The organism is Pseudomonas sp. HY13-MNA-CIBAN-0226, assembly GCF_040310305.1.
GTDB classification, from domain to species: domain Bacteria; phylum Pseudomonadota; class Gammaproteobacteria; order Pseudomonadales; family Pseudomonadaceae; genus Aquipseudomonas; species Aquipseudomonas gregormendelii.
Genome location: NZ_JBEOPS010000002.1, coordinates 26,534 through 52,142, shown reverse-complemented (window position 1 = coordinate 52,142; position 25,609 = coordinate 26,534). Strand labels below are relative to the sequence as shown.

The window sequence follows — 25,609 nt, the reverse complement described above, 5'->3', positions numbered from 1 at the left end:
CGGATCAGAGAACGAAGTTGCGTTTGTGACCCCAGTCGCTCATTTTGTTGAACGCCTTCACTTCCCAATGCTGATCGTCAATGACGACCCCACCCCAACCCATTTCAAAGTTGAAACCCGAAGGGGTCTGGGCATAGAAAGAAAAGGTCCTGTCGTTCGGGTGATGACCGAGTTCGAGAATGATCGGGATGCCCGCCTTGATGCAGCGGTCGTAGGCCAGGCCGACGTCGTCCATGTTCTGCACCTGGACCATGAAGTGGTTGAGCACCTTGGGGCTGGGCGCCTGGGCGGTGGCGATGGAATGGTGGCGGCCCGTGGCGGTGTGGAAGAACGTGGCGTCCACCACGATGCCCGGTTGCACTTCCTCACGGATGTAATCACTGACTCGCAGCTTCAAGACATCCTTGTAGAAGTTCACGGTTTGCGGCCCGTTCTTGGCAAACGGCAGGAGGTGGCCGATGCCCAGGTCGCCGGTGACGAAACCGCCTTTGAGCACTTTGGAACGAAAAGCGTCGTTCAGGCCTGCTTCGCTGTGGCCAAAGAAAAACTCGTGAGTAAAGCCGTTCGGGTCCTGGATGCTGTATGCCTTCTCGACCATGCGCCGCTGCAACATCTCCCTGGACAGCACTTCGACCGGAAGACCTTTTTCACGCAGTTCGCCGACATAACTCTCAAGCTCCTGCTCGCTGCGAAATTGCCAGCCAGCCACCAGGATGTCGTCGATGGGATTGCTCTCCAGGAAGAATCGCTGGGCGTATTCATCCATGCGCAATGTCAGGCCCTGCTCGTCGCGTTTGGCCACCTGCATGCCGATAATGTCAGTGGCCAGCCACTGCCACTTATCCAGGTCGCTTACACCGAATCCTGCGTAGGCCAACGAGTGAATTTCTGCCACTTGCCTGCACCTCATCTTGTTTTTGTTGTTCTGTTCTTTCTGGTGACGCTTTGAAGAACAGCTGTTGAAGGGACAAGAGCAAGCGCTGTGCCAGCATTGAATATCAGAAAAAGTAAATATTTATTTGTTGTAAATCAATGGTATACAGCCGTCCAGTGATGACCATCCGTGCGCAATCAGTGTTTTCACCAAAGCAGGTGGATTTATGAAAATTCGAAAATTCCGAATTTCATTCAAGGATTTTCGTCAATCCCGGGCAGAGGAAATTAAATCGACTGCAGTGCAGTGAATGGATAGCGCACCCAAGGCAGCTTGTGTTTCAGTGCGCTCAGCCAGTGAGGGCGCTCATGACATTTCTGGCACGCGTCTGGCATCGGATATCGCTACTTGCCTTCTATAACAAAAACACAGGCTCATTTGATGACTACTCCTCCAATCGATAGCGAAGCGCGTTCGCGGCAGTCGCGTAATCGCAATGGCATCAACATCATTACCGACCTGCGCTTCCCGGACATGCAGGACCTGGTCGACCGGCTGTACTTCAATCCCAAGGAGGGACTGATCTGGCTGGGCGATAAACGCATGATGCTGATGCATGTCGAGGCGTTCGGGGCCTTGCGTCAGGAGCTGCTGGAAAGCAACGGCGTGGAGTTCACCCGCGGCCTGTTGACCCGGGTCGGCTACCTGACGGGCCAGCGCGATGCCGACCTGGCCATCCAGGCCCGCGGCACGGGTAATGAATTGGACATCGCGGCGGCTGGGGGTCAGTTGCACGCCTTGTCCGGCATCGTCGAAGTCGCACCGGTGTGCATTGAGTTCGATCACGCCAAGGGCTTCAAATACGGCGAGTTCACCTGGAAACGCTCGGTCGAGAGTGACGTTCATATCGCCGCCAACGGGGTCAGCACCGACCCTATTTGCTGGATGGAGGTGGGCTACAGTTCGGGGTTCATGAGCCGCCTGATGGGTCGTCGCCTGCTAGCCAGGGAGACCCAGTGCCAGGGCTGCGGACATGATCTGTGCCGGGTGATCGTCAAGCCGGTCGAGGACTGGGACAACACCGAAGACGACCTCAAATACTTCCAGCCACGGGTAACCGACCATCGTCGGACACAACCGGCCAAGCCGGTTAAAAACCCCGACGTCAAGGCGGCCTCCTCGCCTTTCGGGCTGGAAGAGAGCCAACCGTCGGTGACCGAGCTCGGGCGCCCGGTGGGCAGTTCCGCCGCCTACCACATTGCCATGCATAAAGTCCTGCGCGTAGCAGGCACCAATGCCACTGTCCTGCTGCTGGGTGAGAGCGGAGTCGGCAAAACGATGTTCGCCCACGAGTTGCACTCCAACAGCCTGCGGGCAAACACGCCGTTTATTGAAATCAACTGTGCGGCCATCCCCGAGCAACTGATCGAGTCAGAACTGTTCGGCGTGCAGCGCGGTGCCTATTCCGGTGCGACTGACCCGCGTCCGGGGCGTTTTGAAATTGCCCATGGCGGAACGATCTTCCTCGACGAGGTGGCCACCCTGAGCATGACCGCCCAAGGCAAACTGCTGCGTGTGCTGCAAAGCGGTGACCTGGAACGACTGGGCAGCAATAAAACCATCAAGGTCGACGTGCGGGTCATCGCCGCCACCAACGAAGACCTCGCGAAGGCGGTCAAGGCCGGGCGTTTTCGCAGTGACTTGTTCTATCGGCTGAACGTGTTTCCGATCACCATCGCCCCTCTGCGCGAACGCAAGGACGACTTGCCCTTGTTGCTCGACACGGTGATGCGCAAATTGTGTGCCTTGCACGGTCGTCACTTGACCGGTGTGGCGCCCAGGGCCTTGCAAGTCATTCTGGATTACCACTGGCCCGGTAATATTCGCGAGTTCGAGAATGTCATCGAGCGGGCCATCATCCTCTCCGACGACGGTGACATGCTTGATCTTCGGCATCTCTCGGGACTCGATGCCCTGGGCGGGCAGCTCGAACGCATCGGCACCGTCAGCTGGGACAGCGGCCCGGCCATCGGCATTCGCATGCCCGACGTCGACGCATCCAGCGTGGGGTTGGCGCAACAGGACCATGCAAGCCATGACCAGCTGCTCGCAGTCGCACAACGCACGCTGCAACGTGGCCCGGTACGCCTGAGTCAGATCGAGGAGGTGTATATCGAAGTGGCAATGCAGCTGAGCGAAAACAACATCTCGCGCGCGGCCACGTTGTTAGGACTGAGTCGTGCACAACTGGATTATCGACTGAAAAAAATGTCGGTGGACGAATCCGGCGCGCAGTGAAAGACGCAATGACTAGACCTGGAAAATGGCGGGTTACAAGAGAGCCGGGATCGCCTCAGCGGCGAGTCCCGGTGGAATCTGGCGATCAGTCGAAAGCGACGGCCGAGTTAATGCTGGTGCAAAAGCGCGCGATGCTGGCCATGGAATTTTCATGCTCCTGCGCCGACGGCGATGCGCAACAGTCCTCCAACACCACCACATCAAAATCACGGTCATGGGCGTCGCGTACCGTGGCCTGGACCACCGCTTGCGTACTGACCCCGCTGCAGTAGATGCGCTCGATACCTTCACGGCGCAACAGCACTTCAAGGGAGGTGCCATAGAAGGGTGAAACCCGGTGCTTGACGATGTTCCACTCGTCAGTCAAGGGTGCCAACTCGTCATGGACCGCGCCGCCCCAGGCGTCCTTTTTCAAAATGCCATTCTTTGCGATGGCGCCGAACACCTGGGACGCGGGATTGGCTTCGCGATGGTCATCGGAAAACGCTACCCGTATATACGCTACCGCAATGCCTTTGCTGCGTGCCTTGGCAATGGCCGCTGCGGTGTGGGCGATCACTTCGCGGCTGCGCACCTGCTCGCCCAGCGGGCCTTTACCACTGGCGCCGTCGGGGTGAACCAGATCGTTTTGCATGTCCAGAACCAGATAAATACTTTTCATCGTGCTTTTCCCTTGGTTTTAATCAGTCGCACCACAGTGCACCGTTGATATCGAGGATTTCCCCGCTGATAAATCCTGCTTTGTCCGACAGCATGAAGCTGACGGCGAACGCCACTTCTTCGGCGCGGCCCATACGACCCAACGGGATCAGCGCGCGCAGATTGTCTGGAAAGGCTGTGGTCATTTCAGTGGCTACCGGACCCGGGGCCACGGCGTTGACCCGAACCCCGGCACTTGCCAGTTCCTTGGCCAGGAACAGGGTCATGGTGTGCACCGCCGATTTGGACATGCCATAAGCGACGCCACCGGCCCGCGCCTGTTCATTTGCATCCAGCCACGGTCGCGCATTGCCACCGTTCTTGCCGACCACCGAACCGATATTGACGATGCTGCCCTGCTTGCGCTCGGCCATCAGTTGGCCGATCAGCTGACAAGGAATGAGCGTGCCCTGTACATTGACCCGCATCACCCGCTCGAACTCGGAGACCTTGAGCTCCAGCGCGCTACCCGTGGACAGGACCCCCGCGACATTGACCAACGCGGTGATAGGCCCCAGGTCATCTTCGATCTGCTCGACTACATCACGCACGGCGATGCGCGAAGCCACATCGCAAGAATAGAAACGCATGTTCGGGCCCAGCACCCGAGGCTCGGCCAAGTCCAGTGCTGCGACCTGATAACCTTCACTGCTCAGCAGCTTGCATACGGCGCTGCCAATGGCCCCGCCGGCACCGGTCACCACGGCAATGTTCATTGAGCACCCCGCTGCTGCATCGCGGCCTGGCCCGCCAAGCGGCCGAATACCAGGCCTTTGAGGACTGAAGTGCCGCCTGCGTAGTTGCCAAAATACAAGCCCACGGTTTCGCCGGCGGCGTAAAGGTTGCCGATCGGCTGGCCGTCGGCGTTGACCACCTGGGCGCGCTCATCCACTTTGAGGCCACCGAAGGTGAACACGTTGGCGGAAATAATCGGGTAGGCGAAGAACGGACCGGTATCCAACGGCAGTGCCCAGTTGCTTTTCGGCGGCACCAGGCCAGCGGTGGCCACGCCATCGAGCTGCAGGGGCTTGTAGTCCCCGGGCACGCAGGCGGCGTTGTAGCGGCGCACGGTGTCTTGCAATGTGCTTGGGCAGACGCCCAGTCTGGCGGCCAGCTCGGCCAGGGTTGCCCCTTCGATCGCAGCCTGATCGGTGCGAATCGCCAGACGGTAGTTGGGGACGTCCTTGACCTTCTGATCGAGAATGACCCAGGCAATGCCTTCATCCTGTTGATAGATCTGGCGCGAGACCCGTTCGTACCAGGCATCCACGGTACCCGGTGCTTCGTCGGTGAAGCGCAACCCTTGTTTGTTGATCAGGATGCCGTAGGGGAAAACGAAAATCGACGGCTCGGAAATGCCCGAACGCGGGTCCACGGGTTCGGCGTGATAACTGCCGTAATCGCCACTGGCCGCGGCGCCGACGTCCAGCGCCATCTGGATACCTTCACCGCGGTTGTAATAGGCACCCTTGCACACCGGGCGCAGATACACCGAACGCGGCCCAAGGTAGCGGCTGAGCATTTCGGTATTGCCTTCAAAGCCACCACTGGCCAGTACCACCGCACCACGAAAAACCAGATCGCCCTGCTGACGAGAAAGGGCGCGAATGCCCAGGACCTTGGCATAACCTTCGGTCAATAGTTCACGCCCGGAGGTTTCATAGAAAAACTCCGCGCCCAGGGCCTCGGCTTTAGCCGCCAGGGCTTCGACGATTGCCTCGCCGCCGCCGACCGGCAGCAGCCGTGGTTGGGTGCTGGTCAAGAATTGGGTCGGCAGGAAATCAAACTTCACGCCGTGGCTCTTGAGCCATTCGATGGTGCCTGGCACCTGTTCGGCAAAAGTGCTGATCACACTGGCGTCAACGGAACCCAGTGCGCGGGTTTGTGCCGACCAGTCAGCGCGGTCGGCGAGGGTTTCGGCGACAAAATCCGGATCCTGGTAATACCCGGAATGCTCGGCCAGGAATCCGTCGAAATCGTCGGTCACCTCCGTATGGCTCTTCATTCGCAGATAAGCCTCAGTGAAACGGCTTTGCCCGCCCCGCTCTTCACGACTGGCCCGTTCCAGGACAGCCACGCGCAGGCCCCGTTCGGCGCCCGCCACCGCCGCCGATAAGCCGGCAACACCGCAGCCCACCACAATCAGATCGAAGTTTAATTCAGCCATGGGTAGTTCCTCTCTTGGTGGCTGGTACTATAGAAATCGCTGCCCCTGGGTTCGAGCCTGACGCGGCTAATGGGCTATTAGAAAAAGGTGAAAACCGATGGACAGACTCTGGGCAATGCAAGTCTTCGTGCGCGTGGTGGAATGCGGCAGCTTCAGCCGCGCCGCCGAGTCGCTGGATATCGCCAATGCCACCGTGACTGCAAGCGTGCGCAAGCTGGAGGACTACCTGGGGGTGTCCTTGTTATCGCGTAACACCCGCTCGTTGCGCTTGACCGACGATGGCGAAGGTTATTTCGAGCAGTGCAACCAGGTGCTGCAGTTGGTCGCCGATATGGAAGCTCAGGTTCGTCAGAAAAAGGGCGAGATCAGCGGACAGTTATGCATCGAGTCGCCAGCGGCGTTCGCCCGTGCCTTGCTGTGTCCGGCATTGCCCGCTTTTACCGCGCAACACCCCGGCTTGTCCGTGGCGTTGCGCCAGACCGACCATGCCGAAGACCTGATCGCCACCGGCACCGACGTGGCGATTCGCATCGACTCGGTCAACGATGCCGACCTGGTCGCCCGACCGCTCTATCATGCGCACTACGTGGCCTGCGCAGCGCCCGGGCTGCTCAAACGGATCGGCACGCCCGAACAGCCGCAGGATCTGCAGCCTGAACACTGCCTGGGTATTTTCGGCGCCGGCCGCTACACCGTCTCGGACTGGACCTTTACCTGCGAGGGCGAGCAACACCAACTGACGCCCCGTGGCGACCTGCACTTCAACAGCACCGACGCGCTGATCCAGGCCGCCCTGGCCGAGCAAGGCGTCATCTACGTGCTGGACGTGTTCGTCAACGGACTGATCCGCAGCGGCGAACTGGTGGAGCTATTCCCCGACTGGAGTACCGGCAGCCGAAGCTTTTATACGGTGACGCCCAAGGCGCGTTTTATCGCACCGCGCACCCGCGCGTTCATCGATTTCATCCTGGCCACCCTGGATGCCCTGGATGCCCAGCGCCGCCCGGCGTCGGGCGCAAGCATCTCGATAAAGCAGGGACGACGCGGGCTCGTCTAGCCCCCCGCGCCGCCCAATGAACAATGCCAGTCACAGGCGTGGACTGGCATGGATTCTTCGGTGCCCAGGAACCTAGCGCAACTCATCCAGTAACGCCGGCAGCATGGTTTCCCAAGGGGCGACGATGCCCAGGCTTGCGACCTTGAAAATATCCGCCTCGGGGTCCTGGTTGATGGCCACGATGCAGCTGTCCAGGCTGACCCCGGCCAGATGCTGCAGGGTGCCAGAGATCCCCACCGCCAGGTAGATCTGCGGGCTTACGAACTTGCCGGAGACACCCACCTGGCGCAGCACCGGGACCATGCCCGCATCCACTGCGGGCAAACTGCCGCCCAGTGTCCCGCCCAGGTTCACCGCCAGTTCCTCAAGCAACACGAAGCCCTGTTCATTGACCCCTCGTCCACCGGACACCACCAGTCTGGCGCCCTCCAGAGGCGGCAGTTGTTGACCGCTTTGGCGCTGGTCCAGGGTCAGCGCCCTGGGCAGCTGGCCGTGTAATTCGATGGTGAAAATATCGGCCTCGGCTTGCGCATTGAACAGTGGCCGGGCTGCCCGTAGACAGGCGAAAGCCGGACCGCTGTCGACGTGCAGGCACAGACGCATGCGCCCGCCCCAGGCCGCTCGTTCAGCCACAAGTCGCTCGCCCTCGAATCGCAGTGCAACACAACGCCCCAACGCCTGCCCATCGAGCGCGTCGGCCAGCAATGCCGCAAGCTCTTCGCCAGGAGGCCCCGGTGGCAGTAACACCAACGGCACCTCACCACCGAGCCGGGGAATCGCCCGTAGCGCTTCGCCAACCGCCGCCACCAGCACCTGCGGCTCGTCACATTCGCCTAAAGCCCCATGCACAGACTGGTACACCTGTCGGGCTCCGGCCCGAATCGCCAGTTCGGCATGGTGCGCACTGGGCTGGCTGCTGATCAGCACCGCCGCGAAGTCCTGCCCGGCACTGACCTGTTGCGCTGCACCCAGGGCTGCTTCCAGCGCCTGAGCGCCCCAGGCCTGGGGGATTACTGCCAGAATTCTGCTCATGGATTGACACCTTGCTCTTTCAACCAGCAAGCCAACGCTTTGGCCTGCTGTCCGACGTCCCCACTCAATAGCCGACACTGACCGTGACGAGGGATGACTGGCGCGGCTTGCAGCTGTGACAAGGTCAACCCGGCACGCACCGGGGCCGACGCCGCGACATGGGGAAAGGTCATGCGCTTGGCTTGCATGACGTTTTTCATGAGCGCGTATCGCAGCTTGTTGCGCCGATCATTGGTCACGCTCGCCAACAAGGGCTGATCGACCTCAAGCCACTCTTCACAGGTGCCGCGCTCGCGCATCAGCCACAGTCGCTCACCTTGCCACTGGCCCGACTGGGCCATTGAAAACTGTGATCTGCCAAGCTTGCGCGCCAGCAATACCGCAATGCTGCCTTCATCCAGATCGCCCAGTTCACGCCCCACCAGCACCAGTTCGTGCCCGCCGTAATCGCGCTTGATCAGCCCGGCGATCTGCGCGGCAGTCTGACGGGCATCCCACAGTTGCAGGGGTTTGAGCTCCAGGCAGTGCAATGAGTCGGGACGAAACGCCGCGACACTGCGCATCAGGTTTTCACTGTTGGCGCCCTCCAACAGCAACACATCGATCTGTGTCGTGGCGCAGGCGTCACGCAATTTCAGCGCGACTTCCAGCGCGGCCTCGTCGAACGGGCTGAGCACGCGCCGGGGCGATCCTTGCTCATCGATCGTCGCCTGGCTGTTCAAACTGATGGGGTGCAGCGGGAAGCGGATATCCGTTACGCCCGCCAGCAGCACAAGAATCTTCATGGTCGGCCCTCGCTCGCAGTGCGTGCCCGGGCGCCGGCCAGGCGTCCGAACACGGCGGCCTTGCCCAACGCCGAACCGGTCATGTAAGCGGCACCATGAAAGCCACCGATCATCTCGCCCGCCGCCAGCAAGCCCTCGATGGGCTCTGCGAATACATCAAGCACACGCAACTGCGTGTCCACGATCACCCCGCAATAGGTGCCGAACACCGCAGCCGTCGATGGGTAGGCATAAAAAGGAGGACGCTCGAGGGTGCGCAACTGGCCGTGATGGTGCACCAGATGCTGACGCCCGAATGCCGGTGGCAGCCCCTGGCGCACGGCATCGTTGTAAGCGGCAACTTCAGCCAGCAATACGTCTTCAGGCACTTCGATCAGGCGCGCCAGCTGTTCAAGGGTCTGTGCCTCGACGAACAGTCCCTCCTCCAGGCGCCTGGTGAAATCGAGGATACGGACCTGGTTGTCACCACTGTCCATGACGTCCTGGTCGAGGATCTGGTAACCCACGCCGAATGTCTGCTGCATGACCGCATCGCCGAGCAACTTGTAGGACTGCGACTCGTCGACAAAACGCCGACCGTCCTGGTTAACCGCGATCGCGCCTTTGTAAACGGCCAGGCAGGCGTGGTGGTTGTGCTCGTCCATCGGGTGTTTGCCGAACGTACCCTTGATGTAGGGCAGGTCGCGCACGTCCGCGCCCAGGGCCCAGGCCATGCGCAGGCCGTCGCCTTCATTGCCTTCGCCACCGATAAACACCGCATTGTCGTACTGGGGGACAAAACGGTGAATCAACTCACGGTCCTGCACAAAACCACCACTGGCCAACAGCACAGCGCTGCGGGCCATGACGTGCTGCTGCTCACCGTTACGCTCGATACTGGCCCCGACCACCCGGCCACCTTCGTTGCGCAGCAGGCGACGGGCACGGCTGTGCAGCCACACCTCGACCTTGTTCGTGGCGAGCGCGGCCAGTTGCAGTTGGCGCACCATGTCGGCGGGATCGACGTTGTGCACCCGTGGCACCGACTGCCCTGAGGCGGCCTCGATGACCTCGGCGAACACCACCCCGTTGTCCTTGAGCCACTGATAAGTCTGCAGTTGGTGGTCTGTGTAGAGCTTGACCAGGGACTCGTCGCATTCACCTTTGCCCACATCCACCAGGTCATCGAACAGCAGTTGCGAGGAGTCTTCAATGCCGTGGGAGCGCTGCAGATCGGTGCCGGCGAAGGCCAGGCAACCGCCGCTCATGGCCGATGAACCGCCGGTTTGTGCGGTCTTTTCCAGCACTACCACCTGCAACCCCGCTTGGGCCGCACTCAGGGCTGCGCAAAAACCCGCCAGCCCGCCCCCTATTACCAACAGGTCGCATTCGTAATGATTCATACCGGGCCTCCAGCGTGCAAAAGTGTGGACAAGCCATAGAACCCGAAGACTTCCCGAACACGATCAGGCGCCGGTTGAGCCGAGAAATAGCCACGATTACAGGTGCTCGTACCATTGGCGCGACGCAAGTCGACCATGGCTTCCGCCTGCTTGACCCAGGCGCCGAGCGAATCGAGTACCGGCACCCCATCGACAGCGTTGACGCCATGGGTGGCCAGCAATACATTGAGGGGGGCCTCCCCGGGAATGATCACCTCGGCACCCTGGGCGATCAGGCCACGAGCGGCGCTCCGAAAGCGCTCGATCAGATCACTGGGGTCGCTAAAGGCCGCCAGCACATCGGCAAAGTGAAAGCCCACATGCCGCACCCCGGTCAACCGCCCGGCAAGACCATGGCGCGCGGCATTTTCAGTAATCTGTTCCACCAATTCGTTGATGAACACCAGCACCCCAAAGGTGCGACCAAGCATGCACGCGGTCAGCATCGCGGACTCGCCATAGCCCACCACTGGAATGTCCAGCAGACTGCGCGTTTCCTTGAGCGCCGGTTCCGGCAGCGTACTGATGGCGTAGGCATCGAACCCCTGATCCTGGGCGTTGATGCCCGCCGCCATGAACTGCAGGCCATGCAAGTATTGCAGCGCTGAATACTTGATGTCATCGCCGGGATAGTTGTTGCGGTACGTGCCAGGGAGCATCCCGTGCATATGGATTTCCGTGCCTGGGCGGGCAACCTTGCGAAAATGTGCGCGCAACGCTTCGTCGTAAGCACCCAGGTCGCTTAGAACAGTGAAACTTTGATGCCAGATACGGATGCTCATAGGTGTCCTCATTCAAGAGCCAGGTCCTGGATGCGCTGACCTTGCGGCCAACTCACTGAAACACCCTGGCGAATAGTTGATGAGGAATTATTAGCGGACCGGCGCAAGGCTGAGTAGACGCTGAGGTTGAACGGGCCTTTCAAAAAACCTGCAAGATCGAAAAATAACGAGGCTCATGTTCCGGAAAGAAGCCTCTACTCTTTACTCTGACCGTACCTTCAGGCGCGAAGGCATCCAGTCAGCTTTTTATCTCCGAGCACTTAAATTTCGGGGCAGCAAGGACTGGCCTCAATGACAGGCCACAATCGGCTCACTCTGCTGAAAAAGTCGGATTATTGGGGGGCTTCATCTTCAAGGCTTAACCGGCAGAACCAGCGATATGCCGGGTTTCACTGGTAGGAACGAACAAACTGAGTCCGCGTGATAATTGTTAAGCAGTCATCGCCTCTTGCTCACAGGTTTGAGAAGCAGAAAAAATATGCGAAGCCTTTACAGGCCAACGCGCATTTAGCACACCAACACAGTTGCTACAGTCTTTCGTCGGATGACATCAACGTCATCCGACATTCTGAATTACTTCAACGCAGCTACCACGGCATCAAAAAACACCATTGGGTCGATCGGCTCTTTATCAACCGGCTTGGGCTGGGCACCGAAGGTGACAATTACCACGTTATTGGCGGGGTTGATGTAGATGTTCTGGCCTTGGATACCGACCGCGGAATAGGCGCCGTCTTTCACCGACGGCTCGGTCCATGCCGTCCACCACATGTAGCCGTAGTCCAGGGATTTGCCGCCTTTGAGGGTGGTCGGCAGCGTCGCCTCCTTGACCCAACCCTCGGGTAGAATCGACGCTCCATCGATCTTGCCGCCGCTCATGAAAAACAGCCCGAAGCGTCCATAATCGCGCAGCGTGGCGCTGATACCGCTGCCACCGATTTCCACGCCGTCAGGTGAATCGAGCCACCACCGGGCATCACTCTCCATACCGAACGGCTGCCAGATCTTCTTCGACAGATAATCGGCCAGCGGCATCTTCACAGCGCCACGAACGATCTCTCCGAGTACCTGCGTTTCGCCAGTGCTGTAATTGTTGGTCGTGCCGGGCTCAGCCGCTCGCGGCAAACTTGCCATCAACGCCATGGCCGAACCCGGTTTTTGCGATATTTGCGCTTTGAGCAGCGCACGACGGTCAGACGCTGGGTCGGTGTAGGTCTCGTTCCACTTCACCCCCGACGACATCATCAGCACGTTGCGCACGGTTACGCCATCGTAGGCGCTGCCCTTTAGTTCTGGAACGTAATCCACCACTTGCGCATCGAGGCCCTTGATAAGGCCGTCTTTGATCGCTGCAGCCGCCAGCGTAGAGGTAATGGATTTGGCCATCGACATCGACATCCAGCGCGTTTTCTCGGTGTTGCCACGCTGATAGGTCTCGAACACGACCTTGCCGTCCTTGAGCACCAGCATCGCCGTAATGCTGTCCAGTGCGACGAAGTCATACAGGTCGTACTTTTTGTCCCCTACAGTAAAGCGCACGTCGGGCAACTGTTTTTCCGATTTCGCCAGCGCATACGGGTGGTCGCCGGCCTTGATCCTGTGGGTAGGGAACAGCCGGTCGATGTTGCGGTAGGTACTGACCGCAAGATCGGGGAGCATGGCGCCGTCATAGATCTGCTCGACGGTGCCAATCGGCTCCTGGGAGTGGGGATAGTCGTCAGCCCATGCGCCCGAGGTGATACCCGCAGAGAGCAGACCCAGCGAGAGAAGCAGCGCCCGACCAGGCGCAGCCGGACGAAAAATAACGGATGAGTGCATAACCTATCCTTTTTTGTTTTTGCCGTTCACGAACATTGGGACACGCACGCGCTTGAACCATAGCCTACTCATTGGGATTGCGCCGCATGGGCAGCGCTGATGGAATGGCGGATATGTTTCACGTTTATGTCTTTGCGCTCAATCGGCCACCCGCGCTCCAACCACAGATGCCCGGTAGAGCTCTCGATACGCCGCCGCCAGTTGCTCCAGATTGAAAGCCAGATTACGTCCACTGGGGTTCGGCAGAATCCACACTGCCGCGCCAGCAAACGTCTCCGCCTGAAGCCCCCATTGCAGCTGTTTTCGCCCGGACAATCCGGCGTATGCAGCTTTGCCAAGAAACGCCACGTAGCGAGGCGCACAGCGGGCGATCTTCTGCTTGAACCCGACAGCTACAGCGCTGAATTCATCAGCCGACAACTGATCCGCCCGCGCCGTCGGCCGCTCGACGACGGCGGTCAATCCGCAGCCGTATTGCAGAAGCGAGTGGTCGTCTACCGCGCACACTACATGCGGGGTGAACCCGGCCAGATGCAATGTGCGCCAAAAGCGATTGCCCCGCCCTGCGAAGTGATGCCCCTGGGCGGCGGCCAACAGTCCGGGATTGATGCCGCAAAAAACCACTGACAGTTTTTCGGCCAGAATGTCCTCAAGCCCCTCTCCCACCTGACACCTCTCAGCCGCAGATGACGCGAACGGCATTACGAGCCTGCGCGCTCAGTTCCTCGCGGGATTTGCCGGCGCGGGCGCGGATCGAAATGCTGTGCAGCAACGACGACGCCAGTACCGCCAGGGATTCGGCGTCGACATCGCCTGGCAACTCGCCGGAGGCGACGGCCTTGCGCAACCGCGCTTCCAGATCAGCATCCAGTTGACTGAGTCGCAGTGACAGCACTTCGCGGATCTGCAGATCCTCGACCGCTTCAGTGGTCGCCGTGCCAATCGCAAAACAGCCACGAGGCTGGCCGTCACCCGAGAAGTAAATCGCCAGTTGCCCCTCATAGAAGTCTATCAGCGCTTGCGCAAGCGTCAGGTCGCTGTTGTTCAGCGCGGCCTGCATCGTGGCATGGGCAGTTTCCCAATATTGGTCGAGCGCCTTTATATACAGCGCGTGTTTATCGCCGAACGCGGCATAGAGGCTCGGCCGGTTCATTCCGGCGGCGCTGGCGATGCTATCCAGCGAAGCCGCCGAATAGCCGGTGTTCCAGAACACACCTAGCGCCTGGTTCAGCGCGGTCTGCGGATCGTAGGCGCGGGGACGGCCGCGGCCTTTTCCTACCGTCGGTTTATTTTGTGCCATGTCGTACAAATTCCTTGCAGGAAGGGTTAGTCACCCATATTCTTACACCATCGCACAAAATTGAGGAAACACAAATTCCTTGATTCGCAGTTTGTTGTAGCGGAGCTCGAACCGGGTCTGGCGACGACGAAAACAGCGGCAACGGAGCCACCCTCCCCCCGCCGCGCACGGGCTTGATTACTCACGGCAATGATGATGTCGGGGCCGCTGGCGATTGCGCACAGGTCGGCCCGATTTCCCGGTTACAGGTGGATTCGATCATGACTAAGCAATTCGATCTCTCGGCAACAAACGCCCAACAACATCCAGGTCCTGACCTGGGTGGCACCTCGCCAAAAAAGCAGTTCAAGGAGAAGCTTCGGCCGCTGCTCATGGCCGGCCTCCCGGCGCTGTTTGCAGCGCTGGGCTGCAACTATTACCTGGCCAACGAGCCCTTCGTTTCCACCGATAACGCCTACGCCCGGGTCGCAAAAGCCTCGATCAATGCGCGGATTTCCGGGCAAGTGGTCGAGATCGCGGTGGAAGATAACCAATCGGTGCACAAGGGCCAGGTGCTGTTTCTCATCGATCCGGCGCCGTTGCAGATCGCCGTCGACCGCGCCGAAGCCCAACTGGGTAACGCCCGGCTGCGCATTGACAGCCTCAAGGCCAGCTATCGCCAGCAACAGGCCGAACTGCAATCGGCCAGGGCGTCGGAGGATTACGACCAGAAAGAGTTCGTCCGCAAAAAAGCCCTGGTAGCCGCCGACTTCGTCTCACGAGCGGTATACGAACGGGCAGAAACCGACCTTAAAGTCTCGCACCAACGCATCGCCTCGATTGAACAACAAATCGCCAGCACGGTGGTCGCGCTGAACGGCAACGCGAACATCGCTATCGACAGCCACCCGACCGTTCGCGAGGCCAAGGCGCAGCTCGATGAGGCGCGACTGTACCTGTCCTACGCCACCGTGACCGCACCGGACGACGGAATCGTTGCCAAGGTCGACGATCTGCAAGTCGGCAACTACCTCAACAGCGGCGCGCCCGCGTTCGCATTGATTTCCAACCGCGAGATCTGGGTCGAAGCCAACTTCCGCGAGACGCAAGTCACGCACATGCGCCCCGGGCAGGCCGCGACCATTTCGATCGATACCTATCCGGATCGCCAGTTCAAGGCCCACGTTACCAGCATGAGCCCGGGCGCAGGTTCCGACTTTGCTCTGCTGCCGCCGGAGAACGCTACTGGTAACTGGGTGAAAGTAGTGCAACGGGTGCCGGTACGGTTGGAGCTGGATGAGCTTGATCCGAGCCTGCCGCTGTTTTCCGGTACCAGCGCCACGGTCCGGGTCGACACCGGGCACCGTACGCCATGGTGGCATCCCCTCAAGTCGTTGCTGAGCGCAGGTGACTTCTGATGAATACCACCACCTCGGCGGCAGCCGACGCCCGCGCCCTGCGCTTCGTCGCCCTGCTTGCGACCTACCTGCAGTCGGCCAACCTGCCGCTGCCCAACGCGGCACTGCGCCTGATTCAGGGCAGCCTGTCGATGACCGACGACCAGGCCGGGTGGATCTTCACCGCGTACCTTGCCGCTAGCGCCATCACCACGCCGGTCGCTCAATGGCTGGCCGGGCGCTTTGGTTTGAAGCTTGTCTATCAGACTGCGCTTGCCGCGTTCGCCACGGGCCTGTGGCTCGGTACCCTGGCCGACACGCCGCTGACGTTCATCGCCGCGCGCATCCTGCAAGGCCTCGCCGCCGGCGTGCTGGCGCCGTTGTCGATGGCTATTGCCATGGAGACGCTGCCCGCCGCACGCCGCCAGGGCTTTGGCCCGAAATGGACGGCGCTGGTATTGTTCGGCATCGTCAGCGGTCCGAGCATCGGCGGTGTGATCTGCGAGTACTTCGACTGGCGACCGATGTTTTACCTGAGCCTGCCACTGACCGCTTACATCTTCATGGTCGTAACACTGTTGCTCGCCGAGAAGAAAGCCGCACAGCGTCCCGCATTCGATTTCTTCGGCTTTGCCAGCTTCACCCTCGGCATGATCGGGCTGCAAATGCTCCTCGACCGTGGCGAACGGCTGGACTGGTTCGACTCGCCGGAGATCTGGATCGAAGCGCTGGCCAGCGCGCTCGGGCTGTACCTGTTCGTGGTGCATGTGCTGACGCGCCAGGTACATTTCCTCAGCAAGGGTTTGTTCGCCGACCGCAACTTCCTATGCTCAACAGCAATCTTCTTCGCCCTCGGTTTCGTGTTGCTGTCGACCATGGCGCTGACCTCACCGATGCTCGATGAAATCCTCGGTTACCCGCCAGACACCACAGGGTTCCTGACCATACCGCGCGGCATTGGCCTGGTCGGCGCTTTCCTGCTGATGGGCCGGGCGCCGACGCGGATCGATCCTCGGTTGTTTGTTGTCCTCGGCATCGCGCTCGTGGTGTACGCCAACTGGCTGATGCTCGGCTACTCGCCACTGATGGACTGGACGCCCATGGCCGTCAGCGGATTCGTCCAGGGCGCCGGACTCGGCATGTTGATGCCGGCCCTGAGCAAAGTCGCCTTCAGCACCCTCGAACCGCAGCTGCGCCCGGAAGCCACCGGTTTCTTCAACCTGATGCGCGTCTACGGCAGCACGCTTGGCGTGGCGGTGGTGCAGATCTACTTCTTCAACAACACCCAGTCCATGCACTCGGCGCTGGCCAGCCAGCTGACGCCCTATCGCCATTCGCTGCCGACGTCCCCGCCAGCGCTCGAGGGCTTGAACCATCTGATCACCCATCAAGCGGCGTTTATCGCGGTCATGGGCCAATTCAAGATTCTGCTAGTGGCGATGCTGGTGGTCAGTCCACTGGTGCTGTTCCTGCGCAAGCCCGTTGCGGCCAACTAATGTTAGTGGAGTCTGGAACATGAAATCTTTTACGCGCTTCATCTCGCGGCAATCGTTGCCGACGAAAATCACCCTGTTGGCGGCGCTGGTCATGTTGTCGGCCTGTACTGTCGGGCCGGACTTTCAGCGACCCGATGTCAGTCAATCGCAACACTACGACCAGCAGGCCGAGCAGACACAGGGCGCGCCGGGGGCTCAGCACTTCGACATGGGCCAACGCCTCAACGGTGACTGGTGGTCGGCGTTTCACTCGCCGAAGCTCGATCAAGTGGTGCGTCGCGCCATCGCTGGCAACCTCGAACTGGTCGCTGCCGACGCCACCATTCGCCAAGCCGCGTCCTCGGTGGCAGCCGCTGAAGGCGCGCTGTATCCGCAAGTGGATTTCGCCGGCCAGGCCGGACGCCAACGCACGCACAACGGGCCGGAACCCGTGGTGGAAAATTTCTACGCAATCGGTCCACGAGTCGCGTTTGATCTGGATGCGTTTGGTGGCAACAAACGGCGGGTCGAACAGCAGCAAGCACTGACCACTCTGCAAACCCATCGCTACGAAGCCGCGTACCTGACGCTGACCGGAGACGTCGCCAGTCAGGCATTGCTGCTCGCCTCGGCCAACGCGCAGATCCAGGCCGTGGAAACCCTGCTGGCCAACGACACGAAGAATCTCGACCTGATCCGCCGCGCCCATCAGAGCGGCAGCACCAACCAGATCGACGTATCGCTGGCCGAAACCCGCCTCGCCCAGGATCGCACCCTGCTGCCGCCCCTCGCCCAGCAGCGCGATGCCGCACGTCATGCGTTGTCGATTCTGGCCGGCGCAGGTCCGGCGGACTGGATTGCCCCCGACTTCAGCCTCGATGACTTCAACTTGCCGCAGAGCATCCCGGTCAGTCTGCCGTCGGAGATGGCCCACAGCCGGCCGGATGTGCTGCAAGCCGAGTCGGAACTGCACATCGCCAGCGCCGCCGTGGGTGTCGCCACCGCCAATCTGTACCCGCATGTCGAGCTGTCCGCCTCGCTGGCGCAAGCGGCATCCGGCAACGGGGGCGCCGCACTGTGGGGATTCGCCGCGGGGCTGACCGCGCCGATCTTCAATGGTGGCACGCTCAAAGCTGAACGTCAGGCGGCCGTCGAAGGCTACAACGCGGCACTCGCCCGCTATCAACAGACGCTGATTCAGTCGTTCGGTCAGGTCGCGGACACCTTGCAGGCGATCAACCACGGCTCGGAGCGGAGCCAGGTCCAGGACGACGCCTTGCGCGCCGCCGATAGCAGTTTGCGGCTCAACCAACAAGCTTACGTGCAGGGAGAAAACAGCGTGCTGCAGGTGCTCGAAGCCGAGCGCGCCTACCAGCAGGCGCTGCTCGGCCAGATCCAGGCCCGGACCGCGCGATACCTCGACAGCGTGCACCTGTTCGTCGCGCTCGGCGGCCACTCGGTTGGCGTGTTCAAGCAACAAGTCGCCGCCCACGCCGCTGCGAAATCCCTCGCTCAACAACCGCTGTAACGACGGAGAAACGCCATGACCTACGAAGCCTTTCACGATGCACTACGCGACACCCGTTTACCGCTGAACAATGGCGCTGGCGCGATGCCGGCGGTGGGATTCGGCACGCTGTTCCGCGACCTGAGCACCACCACCGAAGCGGTCAAATGCGCCCTGGAAGTGGGCTTTCGCCACTTCGACTGCGCCGAGCGCTATCGCAATGAAGAACAGATCGGCGTGGCCTTTCAGCAGGTGTTCGCCGCCGGTCTGATCCGACGCGAAGACGTGTTCGTCACCACTAAACTGTGGAACACCAACCACCGTCCGGAGCGAGTCGAAGCAGCACTCGAAGCGAGCTGCCGGCGCTTGCAAGTCGACTACATCGATTGCTACCTGATTCACACGCCGTTCGCTTTCCAGGCGGGTGATGACCAGGACCCTCGCGACGTGTACGGGCATGTGATTTACGACGGCGAGGTCAAGTTGATCGATACCTGGCGCGCCCTGGAGAACCTGGTGGATGAGGGTCGCTGCAAATCCATCGGCCTCTCGGACATCACCCTCGACGCTCTCAAGGAAATCGTCGCCGCCGCACGGATCAAGCCGGCCGTGGTGCAGATCGAATCGCACCCGTACTTGCCTGAATGGGAGCTGCTGGAGTTCTGCAAACAGCACGGCATACTCGTCCTCGCCTTCGCCCCGTTGGGCCATGGCATGCAGCCGAATGTGCTGGAGGACTCGGTGATCACCGGCATCGCCAAGCGCGTGCAGAAGACCCCGGCACAAGTGCTGCTTGCCTGGGCTGTGCAGCGCGGTACCGCGTTTCTCACCACTTCGGCGACGCCAGGGCACATTCAGGAGAACTTCGACATCAGCACCCTGCCGCAGCGCGCCATGCGGGAGATCAAGGACGAGATCACCACGCGGATTCGTTTCAACTCCGTGGTGGAGACAGGGGTGCCGGGGTTTATTCCACGCAAGAAGTGACACACGATAGATAGACGGCCTCCGAGCGAGGCCATCTATCTATTTTTCCAGTGAATTTGCGGGAGCACCCCGATGGACGTCTTCCAGAGCATGCGCTTCTTCGTCTGCGTCGCCCAAAGCGGCAGCTTCACCGCCGCTGCGCAATTGCTGGATACCACCACGACCAACGTCTCGAAAACCATCACCGCCCTCGAAACCCGGCTGCACACGCGCCTGATCAACCGAACCACTCGACGTCTGGCCCTCACGGAGGCCGGCATGCGCTACCTGAAACGTTGCGAAAAGATCATTGACGACGTGCGCGACGCCGACGACGAAGCTGGCACCGCGCAAACCCTTCCCGTCGGCCGCCTGAAAATCCACACCATGTCGGCTATCGGCAACCATTACTTGATCGACGCCATCGCCAGATACCGCGAGATCCACCCCACCGTGATGTTCGACCTGACCCTGATAAATCGCGTCCCCGACCTGCTCGAGGAAGGCTACGACATGTCCATCGTCCTGGCCCGCGACCTGCCCGATTCCGGCTTCGTTGCACAACGGCTGGGTACCACCTACAGCGTGCTGTGCGCCTCGCCGGCCTACCTGAAAAAACGCGGAACCCCCGACTCCCCCGCCACACTCGGCGAACACGATTGCCTGCGCATCGTCAACACAGTGATGCCGGAGGAAAACTGGACATTCGAAGGGCCCGAAGGCATGGAAACCATCAACATTCCGGTGTCGCCCTTGCACATCAACACCGCTGACGGCATGACCATCGCGATCAACAAAGGCATGGGAATTGGCATACAACCGATTGCATCGGCCGTGGACGGCTTGAGGGCGGGAACGCTGGTGCGGGTCTTGCCGAAATATCGGATGGAAGAGTTGAACCTGTTCGCGATCTACCCGTCGCGCAAGTTCGTCGATGCGAAAATCAAAACCTGGGTGGAATTTCTCAAGCAGTCGATACCAGAGCGACTGGCATCGGATGAACACATCATCGGACCAGGAAACTGAGCGTAGCGGCATGGAGTGTCGACCCTCCAACGCCAGCACCGGACTCAACTTGAGCAGCCGGTCCCCATCACTTGATACTGCAAAACATGGCGCTCGCCGTAAGAGTCCTCATAAGTCATCCGAACCGGCACCGGGGCACACTCGTTGGCTGGTTCGCTGATGGAGATGACGTGCTCGATGTCCAGTTTGGTTGCGTAGTCGTAGGTCTCGATTGGGATGGTTTTGGACTCGGCGTTGTCCGCCGCATAGGCGTGTGCACCGAAGGTGCCGAAAAGTATGAGCAGGGCTGTTTTCTTGAAGGTCATGATGTTCACCGCCTCGTTGAGGAAGCCGCGAAGCGTAATTGCTGGCGGCTTGGGGGCGATGTTAGGTGGCGCGGGGTGGGAGAAAAACGGGGGGGTTGGACAAAGAGTATTGCCGGAGTTTGTATGAATCGAGGATTGCATGACCAGGGCCGGTTACGTGTTTCTTACGTTCCGCTGAAGAATCCCTTCATGAGGCTTACGTGAGAGTCTTCATGAACGGAGTAATTGGCTCAGAATAGCTTCTGATGACCGGAAGCTTTTTTGCCAGGAGCGACCTGTCGCCAATGCACGCTATCGATCCCGAATGATCTGTCAGAGCCGCTGATAGTGATGAGCGCAAGCTTAGGTCGCTCAAACGCTGCCCTCACGTTCGACAACCAGAATCCGCGCTTCTCCACGAGGATGCGCAACGTGCTCACATCCAACCCCTGCGAAGAACACGTCGCCCACCACCAATGTCACGACGCGCTCGATGCCTGATTCGCGATAATGCATATCTACCGTGCCGTCGAGGACGGCGAATACCTCCTCGCCATCATTCACATGCCATTTGTACGGCTGGTCGGTCCAGTGGAGGCGGACGGTGGTTCCACCCATGTTAGCAATGTCGTCAGCGCCCCAGGCGCGACTGGCGGTGAAGTCCTTGCTACGAATAACTCTCATGGATTGTGTTTCTCGAACAGATAGCAAATTTGTCCCAATCTATCAGAACCTTTGACCGTCCACTGCTAACCAAAAAGAAGGCCAATGCGAGATGCACGTTATCGGAAAAGGAACCGGATCTATTGTCCTCCGATTTCGGATCGCCCCAGGTGGTGACATACACGGGATACCGAACTTTTCCGCACGCATTCGCGATGCTCGATGAATGTTGTGCTGCAACATTCCCTGTAGGAGCTGCCGAACGCGGCCCGAGCCTTCGGCAGCTCCTACAAGGCGGCGGTGGCATGAGGCGACGTCTCAACCTGCTCGACACCCTGTTGCGTCCCGGCGGCTTGGGTGACTGTCTGGTGAACGCACAGGAAATCCGGGCTATTGCGTGGCAACGTGCCGCCAGGGAAGCCATCAGCAATCCCGACTTGGCGCGTCTTATGCAGCACCTGGCAGGGCCGACAGACATCCCGCTGGACACACCATCGTCACCCTTGATACTGACCCGAGTGCGCACCAACAAAGGGGAACTGCGATTCCTATCCACCTTTACAACGTTCGGCATGCCGCTCGATATCACCGTGGCCTCATTGCGCATCGAGCACCTCATCCCCGCCGACGCGCATACCTGGCAGAGGATGAAAGAAGCTTACGAACTGTCGTCAGCGGCCGGTGCGGAGACGGCGCATGAATAAACGCGCCGGACACTTCACGCTCACTCCTGCTCCATAAACTCGGCCACCCCTCGATCCTCCCCCAGAAAACCGCCGCTCTGGTGATGCCACAGCCGCGCATAGATGCCGTTCTTAGCGAGCAGTTCGCTGTGAGTGCCCTGCTCGATGATACGGCCGTCATCCATGACAATAAGTCGATCCATGGCTGCGATCGTGGACAGCCGATGGGCGATTGCGATCACGGTCTTGCCTTGCATCATGTCATCGAGGCTTTCCTGAATCGCCACTTCGACTTCCGAGTCCAGTGCACTGGTGGCCTCGTCAAGCAGCAGGATCGGAGCGTTCTTGAGCATCACCCGGGCGATCGCGACGCGCTGGCGCTGGCCGCCCGAAAGCTTGATGCCGCGCTCGCCTACCAGGGTGTCGTAGCCGGTGTGGCCTTGTCGGTCGCTCAGTTGGCTGATGAACTCATCGGCCTGCGCACTGGCCGCAGCACTGCGGATTTGCGCGTCGCTCGCGTCAGGTCGGCCGTAGGCGATATTGTCGCGGATGGAACGGTGCAACAGGGAAGTATCCTGAGTGACCATCCCGATGGCGCTGCGCAAGCTGTCTTGCGTGACGTGTGCGATGTTTTGCCCGTCGATGCAAATCTCTCCTTTGTCGACGTCGTAAAAGCGCAGCAGCAGGTTGATAAGCGTCGACTTCCCTGCCCCGGAGCGGCCAACCAGACCGATTTTTTCGCCCGCGCGGATGTTCAGGCTCAGGCCATCGAGCACCTGGCGCTCGCCGTTGTAGTTGAAGCTGACGTTGTCGAAAGTGACCGCCCCGCCAGAAGTCACCAGCACACCTGCGTCCGGCGCGTCCTGCACCTTGGGGCCGTGGGTCAGTGTGGACATGCCGTCCTGCACGGTGCCGATGCTCTCGAACAGAGAGGTCATTTGCCACATGATCCAGTGCGACATGCCATTGATGCGCAACGCCATGGCGGTGATGGCCGCCACGGCACCGGCGCCGACCTCGCCTTGGTGCCATAGCCACAGGGCATAGCCGCCGGCCGCCATGATCAAGGCCACCACCAATGCCTGGTTGACGATCTCGAACTGGCTGACGAGGCGCATCTGGCGAAAGCCGGTCAGCTTGAAATCCTCCATGGCTGCACGCGCGAAGTGCGCTTCACGATTGGAGTGGGAGAACAGCTTGACCGTCGTGATGTTGGTATAGGCGTCGGAGATACGCCCGGTCATCGAGGAGCGCGCGTGCGCCTGTTCCTGCCCGACTTTGCCCAAACGGGGTACGAAATAGAGCATGGCTAGCCCGAACAGCAGGATCCAGGCAATGAAAGGCAGCATCAGTTTCAGTGCGAAGCCGCCGGCCAGCGCAATGATCGCGATGAAGTACACGCCGATTCCCGGGACGATCTCAATAAGGGTGAACAGCACGTCGCGCACAGCCAGCGCAGTCTGCATCACCTTGGTGGTGACCCGGCCGGAAAACTCATCGGAAAAGAACGAAAGGCTCTGCCGCAGCATCAGGCGGTGGAAGTCCCAACGCAGCCGCAACGGCAGGTTGATCGCCAATATCTGGTGCTGCACCATGGTGCGCAACGCCACCAGTGCAACACTGGTCACCATTACGATGCCCATGCCCCACAGCACGCGACTTTCCTGGGCCGCGGCATCACCGCCGGCTTTCCAGGTCGAGAGCAGATCCACGACCTGGCCGAGGAAAGAAAACAGCCAGGCTTCGTAGATCGACACACCGGCACTCAGCAGCGCAAACGCAAGAATATAACCGCGCGCGCCCCGTGTGCATGCCCACAGGAACCGCGCCAGCCCCGCGGGTGGCGGTGGTACCTCGTCGGGAGGAAAAGGGTCGAGCCTTCGTTCAAATCCACGAAGCATGGTGGTCTCCAAAAAGATCAAGTTCGGGAGATTCTGCCATTGAACGGTTGCCTTGAGGGTTTCAAGCGGCGGACATTAGCCTGCCTTGATCAAATCCACCTTCCATCAAAGCTGTTTTCGCGATGTGAAAAAGGCCGACACTGCCGCCAGCACCAGCAAGATGGCGCTGGCGAGAAATGTCAGGCGATAGCCGCTTGCGTCGAACAGCAGCCCGCCGAGGGTGGAGCCCAGCGCGATGAATAGCTGAATGACGGCCACCATCAGGCCGCCACCGGCTTCCGCGTCCCTGGGCAATGCCTTGGCCAGCCATGACCACCACCCCACCGGTGCCGCCGTTGCGATCAGGCCCCACAGACCCAGCAATACAAACGCTGCCACGACTCCGTCGCCGAGGACAATCAAGGACAGTGCAATGGCGGCCATCAACAGTGGAATGCAGACCAGTACCCGGTACATTCCGGCTTTCAGGAATGTGCCGATCACAAGGGTCCCGACAAAACCCGCCACTCCGATGACCAGCAGGATCATCGACAACAGGGAGACATCTACACCCGTGATACTTTCCAGGAACGGGCGCAGATAGGTGAACAACACAAATTGCCCCATGAAGAACAGGCCCACACTCAACATGCCGAAACTGACCAATGGCTTTTTGAACAATCGAAAGACATTGCCAGCACCCGCTTTGCGCGGCGCCGCCGGCATGGCTGGCAGGCTGATCCATTGCCAGATCAACGCGATGATCGCGACCGGAATCAGGCACAAAAAAGCGCCCCGCCAACCGATGACACTGCCCAGATAGCTTCCCAGCGGTGCGGCCACTACGGTTGCCAACGCATTGCCACCGTTGAAGATCGCCAGAGCCTTGGGCACGCTATGGGAAGGCACCAGGCGCATGGCCATTGCCGCCGACATCGACCAGAACCCGCCGATCACCACGCCGATCAGCGCACGCCCCATCATGTACACCGTATAGTTTGGCGCCAGGCCCACCACCAGCCCCGAAATACACATCATCCCGGTCAGTAGCAGCAATAGCGTCTTGCGGTCCAGCGAGCCTGCCAGCCTGGAAATCGAAAGGCTGGTCAGCACCGCGAAAGCGCCGGATATGGCGATCCCGTAACCGGCCAGCCCTTCACTGATTTGCAGGTCCGAGGCAATCGGCGTAAGCAAGCTGACAGGCATGAATTCCGAGGCAATCAGCGCGAATACGCACAGTGTCATCGCAAAAATGCCACTCCAGCAGGCCGGCTGTTCGCCAGTCCCAGGCCGGGCTGAGACATCACCTTCCGGGGTGTCGAATACTTGAGCCGTCATGCAAAAACCTCTCATCCAAACGTTGTGGGGTGCAGCCCTGCCCGGTTAGCCAACCACCGTCAGCTGCCGGGTAAAAAAGGCGTTGAGCCGGGTCCAGGGAATCAAGTCCACGCGGTCATACCGATGCACCTGACCCGCACCGGCCATCCAAGCCATCGCCCGTAGGTGACATAGCTTG

General features: G+C 60.2%; 22 protein-coding genes and 1 pseudogene. 8 read left to right on the top strand and 15 right to left on the bottom strand.

The window, feature by feature from the left end; translation table 11 throughout:
- Positions 1 to 4: 4 nt before the first annotated feature.
- Entirely contained in the window at positions 5 to 895 is an 891-nt protein-coding gene (locus AAEZ05_RS02390) for a VOC family protein (RefSeq protein WP_350646519.1), read from the bottom strand.
- A 420-nt stretch (positions 896 to 1,315) separates the two neighbouring features.
- On the opposite strand from AAEZ05_RS02390, the gene AAEZ05_RS02385 reads away from it, so the two are divergent.
- Complete coding sequence (locus AAEZ05_RS02385) at positions 1,316 to 3,172, top strand: sigma 54-interacting transcriptional regulator (protein ID WP_350646518.1); 1,857 nt, start codon at positions 1,316 to 1,318, stop codon at positions 3,170 to 3,172.
- A gap of 85 nt (positions 3,173 to 3,257) precedes the next feature.
- On the opposite strand, the gene AAEZ05_RS02380 is transcribed toward AAEZ05_RS02385, so the two are convergent.
- Genes AAEZ05_RS02380 through AAEZ05_RS02370 form a run of 3 tightly spaced genes read right to left on the bottom strand, consistent with a single transcriptional unit; the run spans position 3,258 to position 6,038 of the window.
- Positions 3,258 to 3,833, bottom strand: a complete 576-nt coding sequence (locus AAEZ05_RS02380; protein ID WP_350646517.1) for a cysteine hydrolase family protein — start codon at positions 3,831 to 3,833, stop codon at positions 3,258 to 3,260.
- A gap of 22 nt (positions 3,834 to 3,855) precedes the next feature.
- Entirely contained in the window at positions 3,856 to 4,587 is a 732-nt protein-coding gene (locus tag AAEZ05_RS02375; protein WP_350646516.1) for an SDR family NAD(P)-dependent oxidoreductase, read from the bottom strand.
- A complete protein-coding gene (locus tag AAEZ05_RS02370; RefSeq protein ID WP_350646515.1) occupies positions 4,584 to 6,038 on the bottom strand; it encodes an FAD-dependent oxidoreductase in 1,455 nt (484 codons plus the stop codon). The genes AAEZ05_RS02375 and AAEZ05_RS02370 overlap by 4 nt, the downstream gene beginning before the upstream one ends.
- A 97-nt stretch (positions 6,039 to 6,135) precedes the next feature.
- On the opposite strand from AAEZ05_RS02370, the gene AAEZ05_RS02365 reads away from it, so the two are divergent.
- Positions 6,136 to 7,095, top strand: a complete 960-nt coding sequence (locus AAEZ05_RS02365) for a LysR family transcriptional regulator (RefSeq protein ID WP_350646514.1) — start codon at positions 6,136 to 6,138, stop codon at positions 7,093 to 7,095.
- A 72-nt stretch (positions 7,096 to 7,167) separates the two neighbouring features.
- Here the strand turns inward: AAEZ05_RS02365 and AAEZ05_RS02360 are convergent, their stop codons facing one another.
- The 7 genes from AAEZ05_RS02360 to AAEZ05_RS02330 all read right to left on the bottom strand — a co-directional run bounded on the left by AAEZ05_RS02360 (position 7,168) and on the right by AAEZ05_RS02330 (position 14,233).
- Positions 7,168 to 8,127 (bottom strand): electron transfer flavoprotein subunit alpha/FixB family protein, encoded by a 960-nt coding sequence (locus AAEZ05_RS02360; protein ID WP_350646513.1) that lies wholly within the window; start codon positions 8,125 to 8,127, stop codon positions 7,168 to 7,170.
- Positions 8,124 to 8,912 (bottom strand): electron transfer flavoprotein subunit beta/FixA family protein, encoded by a 789-nt coding sequence (locus AAEZ05_RS02355; protein ID WP_350646512.1) that lies wholly within the window; start codon positions 8,910 to 8,912, stop codon positions 8,124 to 8,126. The genes AAEZ05_RS02360 and AAEZ05_RS02355 overlap by 4 nt, the downstream gene beginning before the upstream one ends.
- Positions 8,909 to 10,294, bottom strand: a complete 1,386-nt coding sequence (locus AAEZ05_RS02350) for an FAD-dependent oxidoreductase (protein WP_350646511.1) — start codon at positions 10,292 to 10,294, stop codon at positions 8,909 to 8,911. The genes AAEZ05_RS02355 and AAEZ05_RS02350 overlap by 4 nt, the downstream gene beginning before the upstream one ends.
- Positions 10,291 to 11,115 carry an aspartate/glutamate racemase family protein gene (locus tag AAEZ05_RS02345; RefSeq protein ID WP_350646510.1) on the bottom strand — a complete coding sequence of 275 codons (825 nt, stop codon included), beginning with the start codon at positions 11,113 to 11,115 and terminating at the stop codon, positions 10,291 to 10,293. The genes AAEZ05_RS02350 and AAEZ05_RS02345 overlap by 4 nt, the downstream gene beginning before the upstream one ends.
- Positions 11,116 to 11,688: 573 nt before the next feature.
- Complete coding sequence (locus tag AAEZ05_RS02340) at positions 11,689 to 12,933, bottom strand: serine hydrolase domain-containing protein (protein WP_045057881.1); 1,245 nt, start codon at positions 12,931 to 12,933, stop codon at positions 11,689 to 11,691.
- 138 nt (positions 12,934 to 13,071) lie between these two features.
- The gene (mug, locus tag AAEZ05_RS02335; protein WP_045057891.1) at positions 13,072 to 13,599 is read right to left on the bottom strand and encodes a G/U mismatch-specific DNA glycosylase; all 528 of its coding nucleotides are present in this window, start codon (positions 13,597 to 13,599) and stop codon (positions 13,072 to 13,074) included.
- 10 nt (positions 13,600 to 13,609) lie between these two features.
- Entirely contained in the window at positions 13,610 to 14,233 is a 624-nt protein-coding gene (locus tag AAEZ05_RS02330; RefSeq protein ID WP_045057882.1) for a TetR/AcrR family transcriptional regulator, read from the bottom strand.
- Between the two features lie 260 nt (positions 14,234 to 14,493).
- Here AAEZ05_RS02330 and AAEZ05_RS02325 point away from each other — a divergent pair, with 260 nt between their 5' ends.
- From AAEZ05_RS02325 to AAEZ05_RS02305, 5 genes are all read left to right on the top strand, one after another.
- The gene (locus AAEZ05_RS02325; protein ID WP_045057892.1) at positions 14,494 to 15,630 is read left to right on the top strand and encodes an HlyD family secretion protein; all 1,137 of its coding nucleotides are present in this window, start codon (positions 14,494 to 14,496) and stop codon (positions 15,628 to 15,630) included.
- Positions 15,630 to 17,105, top strand: a complete 1,476-nt coding sequence (locus AAEZ05_RS02320; RefSeq protein WP_350646508.1) for a DHA2 family efflux MFS transporter permease subunit — start codon at positions 15,630 to 15,632, stop codon at positions 17,103 to 17,105. The genes AAEZ05_RS02325 and AAEZ05_RS02320 overlap by 1 nt, the downstream gene beginning before the upstream one ends.
- A gap of 19 nt (positions 17,106 to 17,124) precedes the next feature.
- Positions 17,125 to 18,612, top strand: a complete 1,488-nt coding sequence (locus AAEZ05_RS02315; protein WP_350646507.1) for an efflux transporter outer membrane subunit — start codon at positions 17,125 to 17,127, stop codon at positions 18,610 to 18,612.
- A 15-nt stretch (positions 18,613 to 18,627) separates the two neighbouring features.
- A complete protein-coding gene (locus tag AAEZ05_RS02310; protein ID WP_350646506.1) occupies positions 18,628 to 19,578 on the top strand; it encodes an aldo/keto reductase in 951 nt (316 codons plus the stop codon).
- Positions 19,579 to 19,650: 72 nt separating this feature from the next.
- Positions 19,651 to 20,583, top strand: a complete 933-nt coding sequence (locus AAEZ05_RS02305) for a LysR family transcriptional regulator (RefSeq protein WP_045057886.1) — start codon at positions 19,651 to 19,653, stop codon at positions 20,581 to 20,583.
- A 44-nt stretch (positions 20,584 to 20,627) separates the two neighbouring features.
- Here the strand turns inward: AAEZ05_RS02305 and AAEZ05_RS02300 are convergent, their stop codons facing one another.
- Together AAEZ05_RS02300 and AAEZ05_RS02295 are read right to left on the bottom strand one after the other, a co-directional pair.
- Entirely contained in the window at positions 20,628 to 21,029 is a 402-nt protein-coding gene (locus tag AAEZ05_RS02300; RefSeq protein ID WP_350646505.1) for a DUF2790 domain-containing protein, read from the bottom strand.
- 210 nt (positions 21,030 to 21,239) lie between these two features.
- Positions 21,240 to 21,551, bottom strand: a complete 312-nt coding sequence (locus AAEZ05_RS02295; RefSeq protein ID WP_045059058.1) for a cupin domain-containing protein — start codon at positions 21,549 to 21,551, stop codon at positions 21,240 to 21,242.
- 296 nt (positions 21,552 to 21,847) lie between these two features.
- Here AAEZ05_RS02295 and AAEZ05_RS02290 point away from each other — a divergent pair.
- Positions 21,848 to 22,234: pseudogene (locus AAEZ05_RS02290) on the top strand (helix-turn-helix domain-containing protein); the annotation flags it as partial.
- 20 nt (positions 22,235 to 22,254) lie between these two features.
- On the opposite strand, the gene AAEZ05_RS02285 reads toward AAEZ05_RS02290, so the two are convergent.
- Positions 22,255 to 24,114, bottom strand: a complete 1,860-nt coding sequence (locus AAEZ05_RS02285; protein WP_350601138.1) for an ABC transporter ATP-binding protein — start codon at positions 24,112 to 24,114, stop codon at positions 22,255 to 22,257.
- Between the two features lie 105 nt (positions 24,115 to 24,219).
- Positions 24,220 to 25,431 (bottom strand): MFS transporter, encoded by a 1,212-nt coding sequence (locus AAEZ05_RS02280; RefSeq protein ID WP_350646503.1) that lies wholly within the window; start codon positions 25,429 to 25,431, stop codon positions 24,220 to 24,222.
- Positions 25,432 to 25,609 lie beyond the last annotated feature (178 nt).

What these genes read in the sequence shown, in the direction of transcription:
- AAEZ05_RS02345 (WP_350646510.1), bottom strand. Translation starts at nt 11,115, where the DNA reads ATGAGCATCCGTATCTGGCATCAAAGTTTCACTGTTCTAAGCGACCTG.
- AAEZ05_RS02320 (WP_350646508.1), top strand. Translation starts at nt 15,630, where the DNA reads ATGAATACCACCACCTCGGCGGCAGCCGACGCCCGCGCCCTGCGCTTC.
- AAEZ05_RS02385 (WP_350646518.1), top strand. Translation starts at nt 1,316, where the DNA reads ATGACTACTCCTCCAATCGATAGCGAAGCGCGTTCGCGGCAGTCGCGT.
- AAEZ05_RS02310 (WP_350646506.1), top strand. Translation starts at nt 18,628, where the DNA reads ATGACCTACGAAGCCTTTCACGATGCACTACGCGACACCCGTTTACCG.
- AAEZ05_RS02355 (WP_350646512.1), bottom strand. Translation starts at nt 8,912, where the DNA reads ATGAAGATTCTTGTGCTGCTGGCGGGCGTAACGGATATCCGCTTCCCG.
- AAEZ05_RS02295 (WP_045059058.1), bottom strand. Translation starts at nt 21,551, where the DNA reads ATGAGAGTTATTCGTAGCAAGGACTTCACCGCCAGTCGCGCCTGGGGC.
- AAEZ05_RS02360 (WP_350646513.1), bottom strand. Translation starts at nt 8,127, where the DNA reads ATGAGCAGAATTCTGGCAGTAATCCCCCAGGCCTGGGGCGCTCAGGCG.
- AAEZ05_RS02285 (WP_350601138.1), bottom strand. Translation starts at nt 24,114, where the DNA reads ATGCTTCGTGGATTTGAACGAAGGCTCGACCCTTTTCCTCCCGACGAG.
- AAEZ05_RS02370 (WP_350646515.1), bottom strand. Translation starts at nt 6,038, where the DNA reads ATGGCTGAATTAAACTTCGATCTGATTGTGGTGGGCTGCGGTGTTGCC.
- AAEZ05_RS02280 (WP_350646503.1), bottom strand. Translation starts at nt 25,431, where the DNA reads ATGACGGCTCAAGTATTCGACACCCCGGAAGGTGATGTCTCAGCCCGG.
- AAEZ05_RS02315 (WP_350646507.1), top strand. Translation starts at nt 17,125, where the DNA reads ATGAAATCTTTTACGCGCTTCATCTCGCGGCAATCGTTGCCGACGAAA.
- AAEZ05_RS02380 (WP_350646517.1), bottom strand. Translation starts at nt 3,833, where the DNA reads ATGAAAAGTATTTATCTGGTTCTGGACATGCAAAACGATCTGGTTCAC.
- AAEZ05_RS02300 (WP_350646505.1), bottom strand. Translation starts at nt 21,029, where the DNA reads ATGCAATCCTCGATTCATACAAACTCCGGCAATACTCTTTGTCCAACC.
- AAEZ05_RS02305 (WP_045057886.1), top strand. Translation starts at nt 19,651, where the DNA reads ATGGACGTCTTCCAGAGCATGCGCTTCTTCGTCTGCGTCGCCCAAAGC.
- AAEZ05_RS02350 (WP_350646511.1), bottom strand. Translation starts at nt 10,294, where the DNA reads ATGAATCATTACGAATGCGACCTGTTGGTAATAGGGGGCGGGCTGGCG.
- AAEZ05_RS02375 (WP_350646516.1), bottom strand. Translation starts at nt 4,587, where the DNA reads ATGAACATTGCCGTGGTGACCGGTGCCGGCGGGGCCATTGGCAGCGCC.
- AAEZ05_RS02325 (WP_045057892.1), top strand. Translation starts at nt 14,494, where the DNA reads ATGACTAAGCAATTCGATCTCTCGGCAACAAACGCCCAACAACATCCA.
- AAEZ05_RS02365 (WP_350646514.1), top strand. Translation starts at nt 6,136, where the DNA reads ATGGACAGACTCTGGGCAATGCAAGTCTTCGTGCGCGTGGTGGAATGC.
- AAEZ05_RS02340 (WP_045057881.1), bottom strand. Translation starts at nt 12,933, where the DNA reads ATGCACTCATCCGTTATTTTTCGTCCGGCTGCGCCTGGTCGGGCGCTG.
- AAEZ05_RS02330 (WP_045057882.1), bottom strand. Translation starts at nt 14,233, where the DNA reads ATGGCACAAAATAAACCGACGGTAGGAAAAGGCCGCGGCCGTCCCCGC.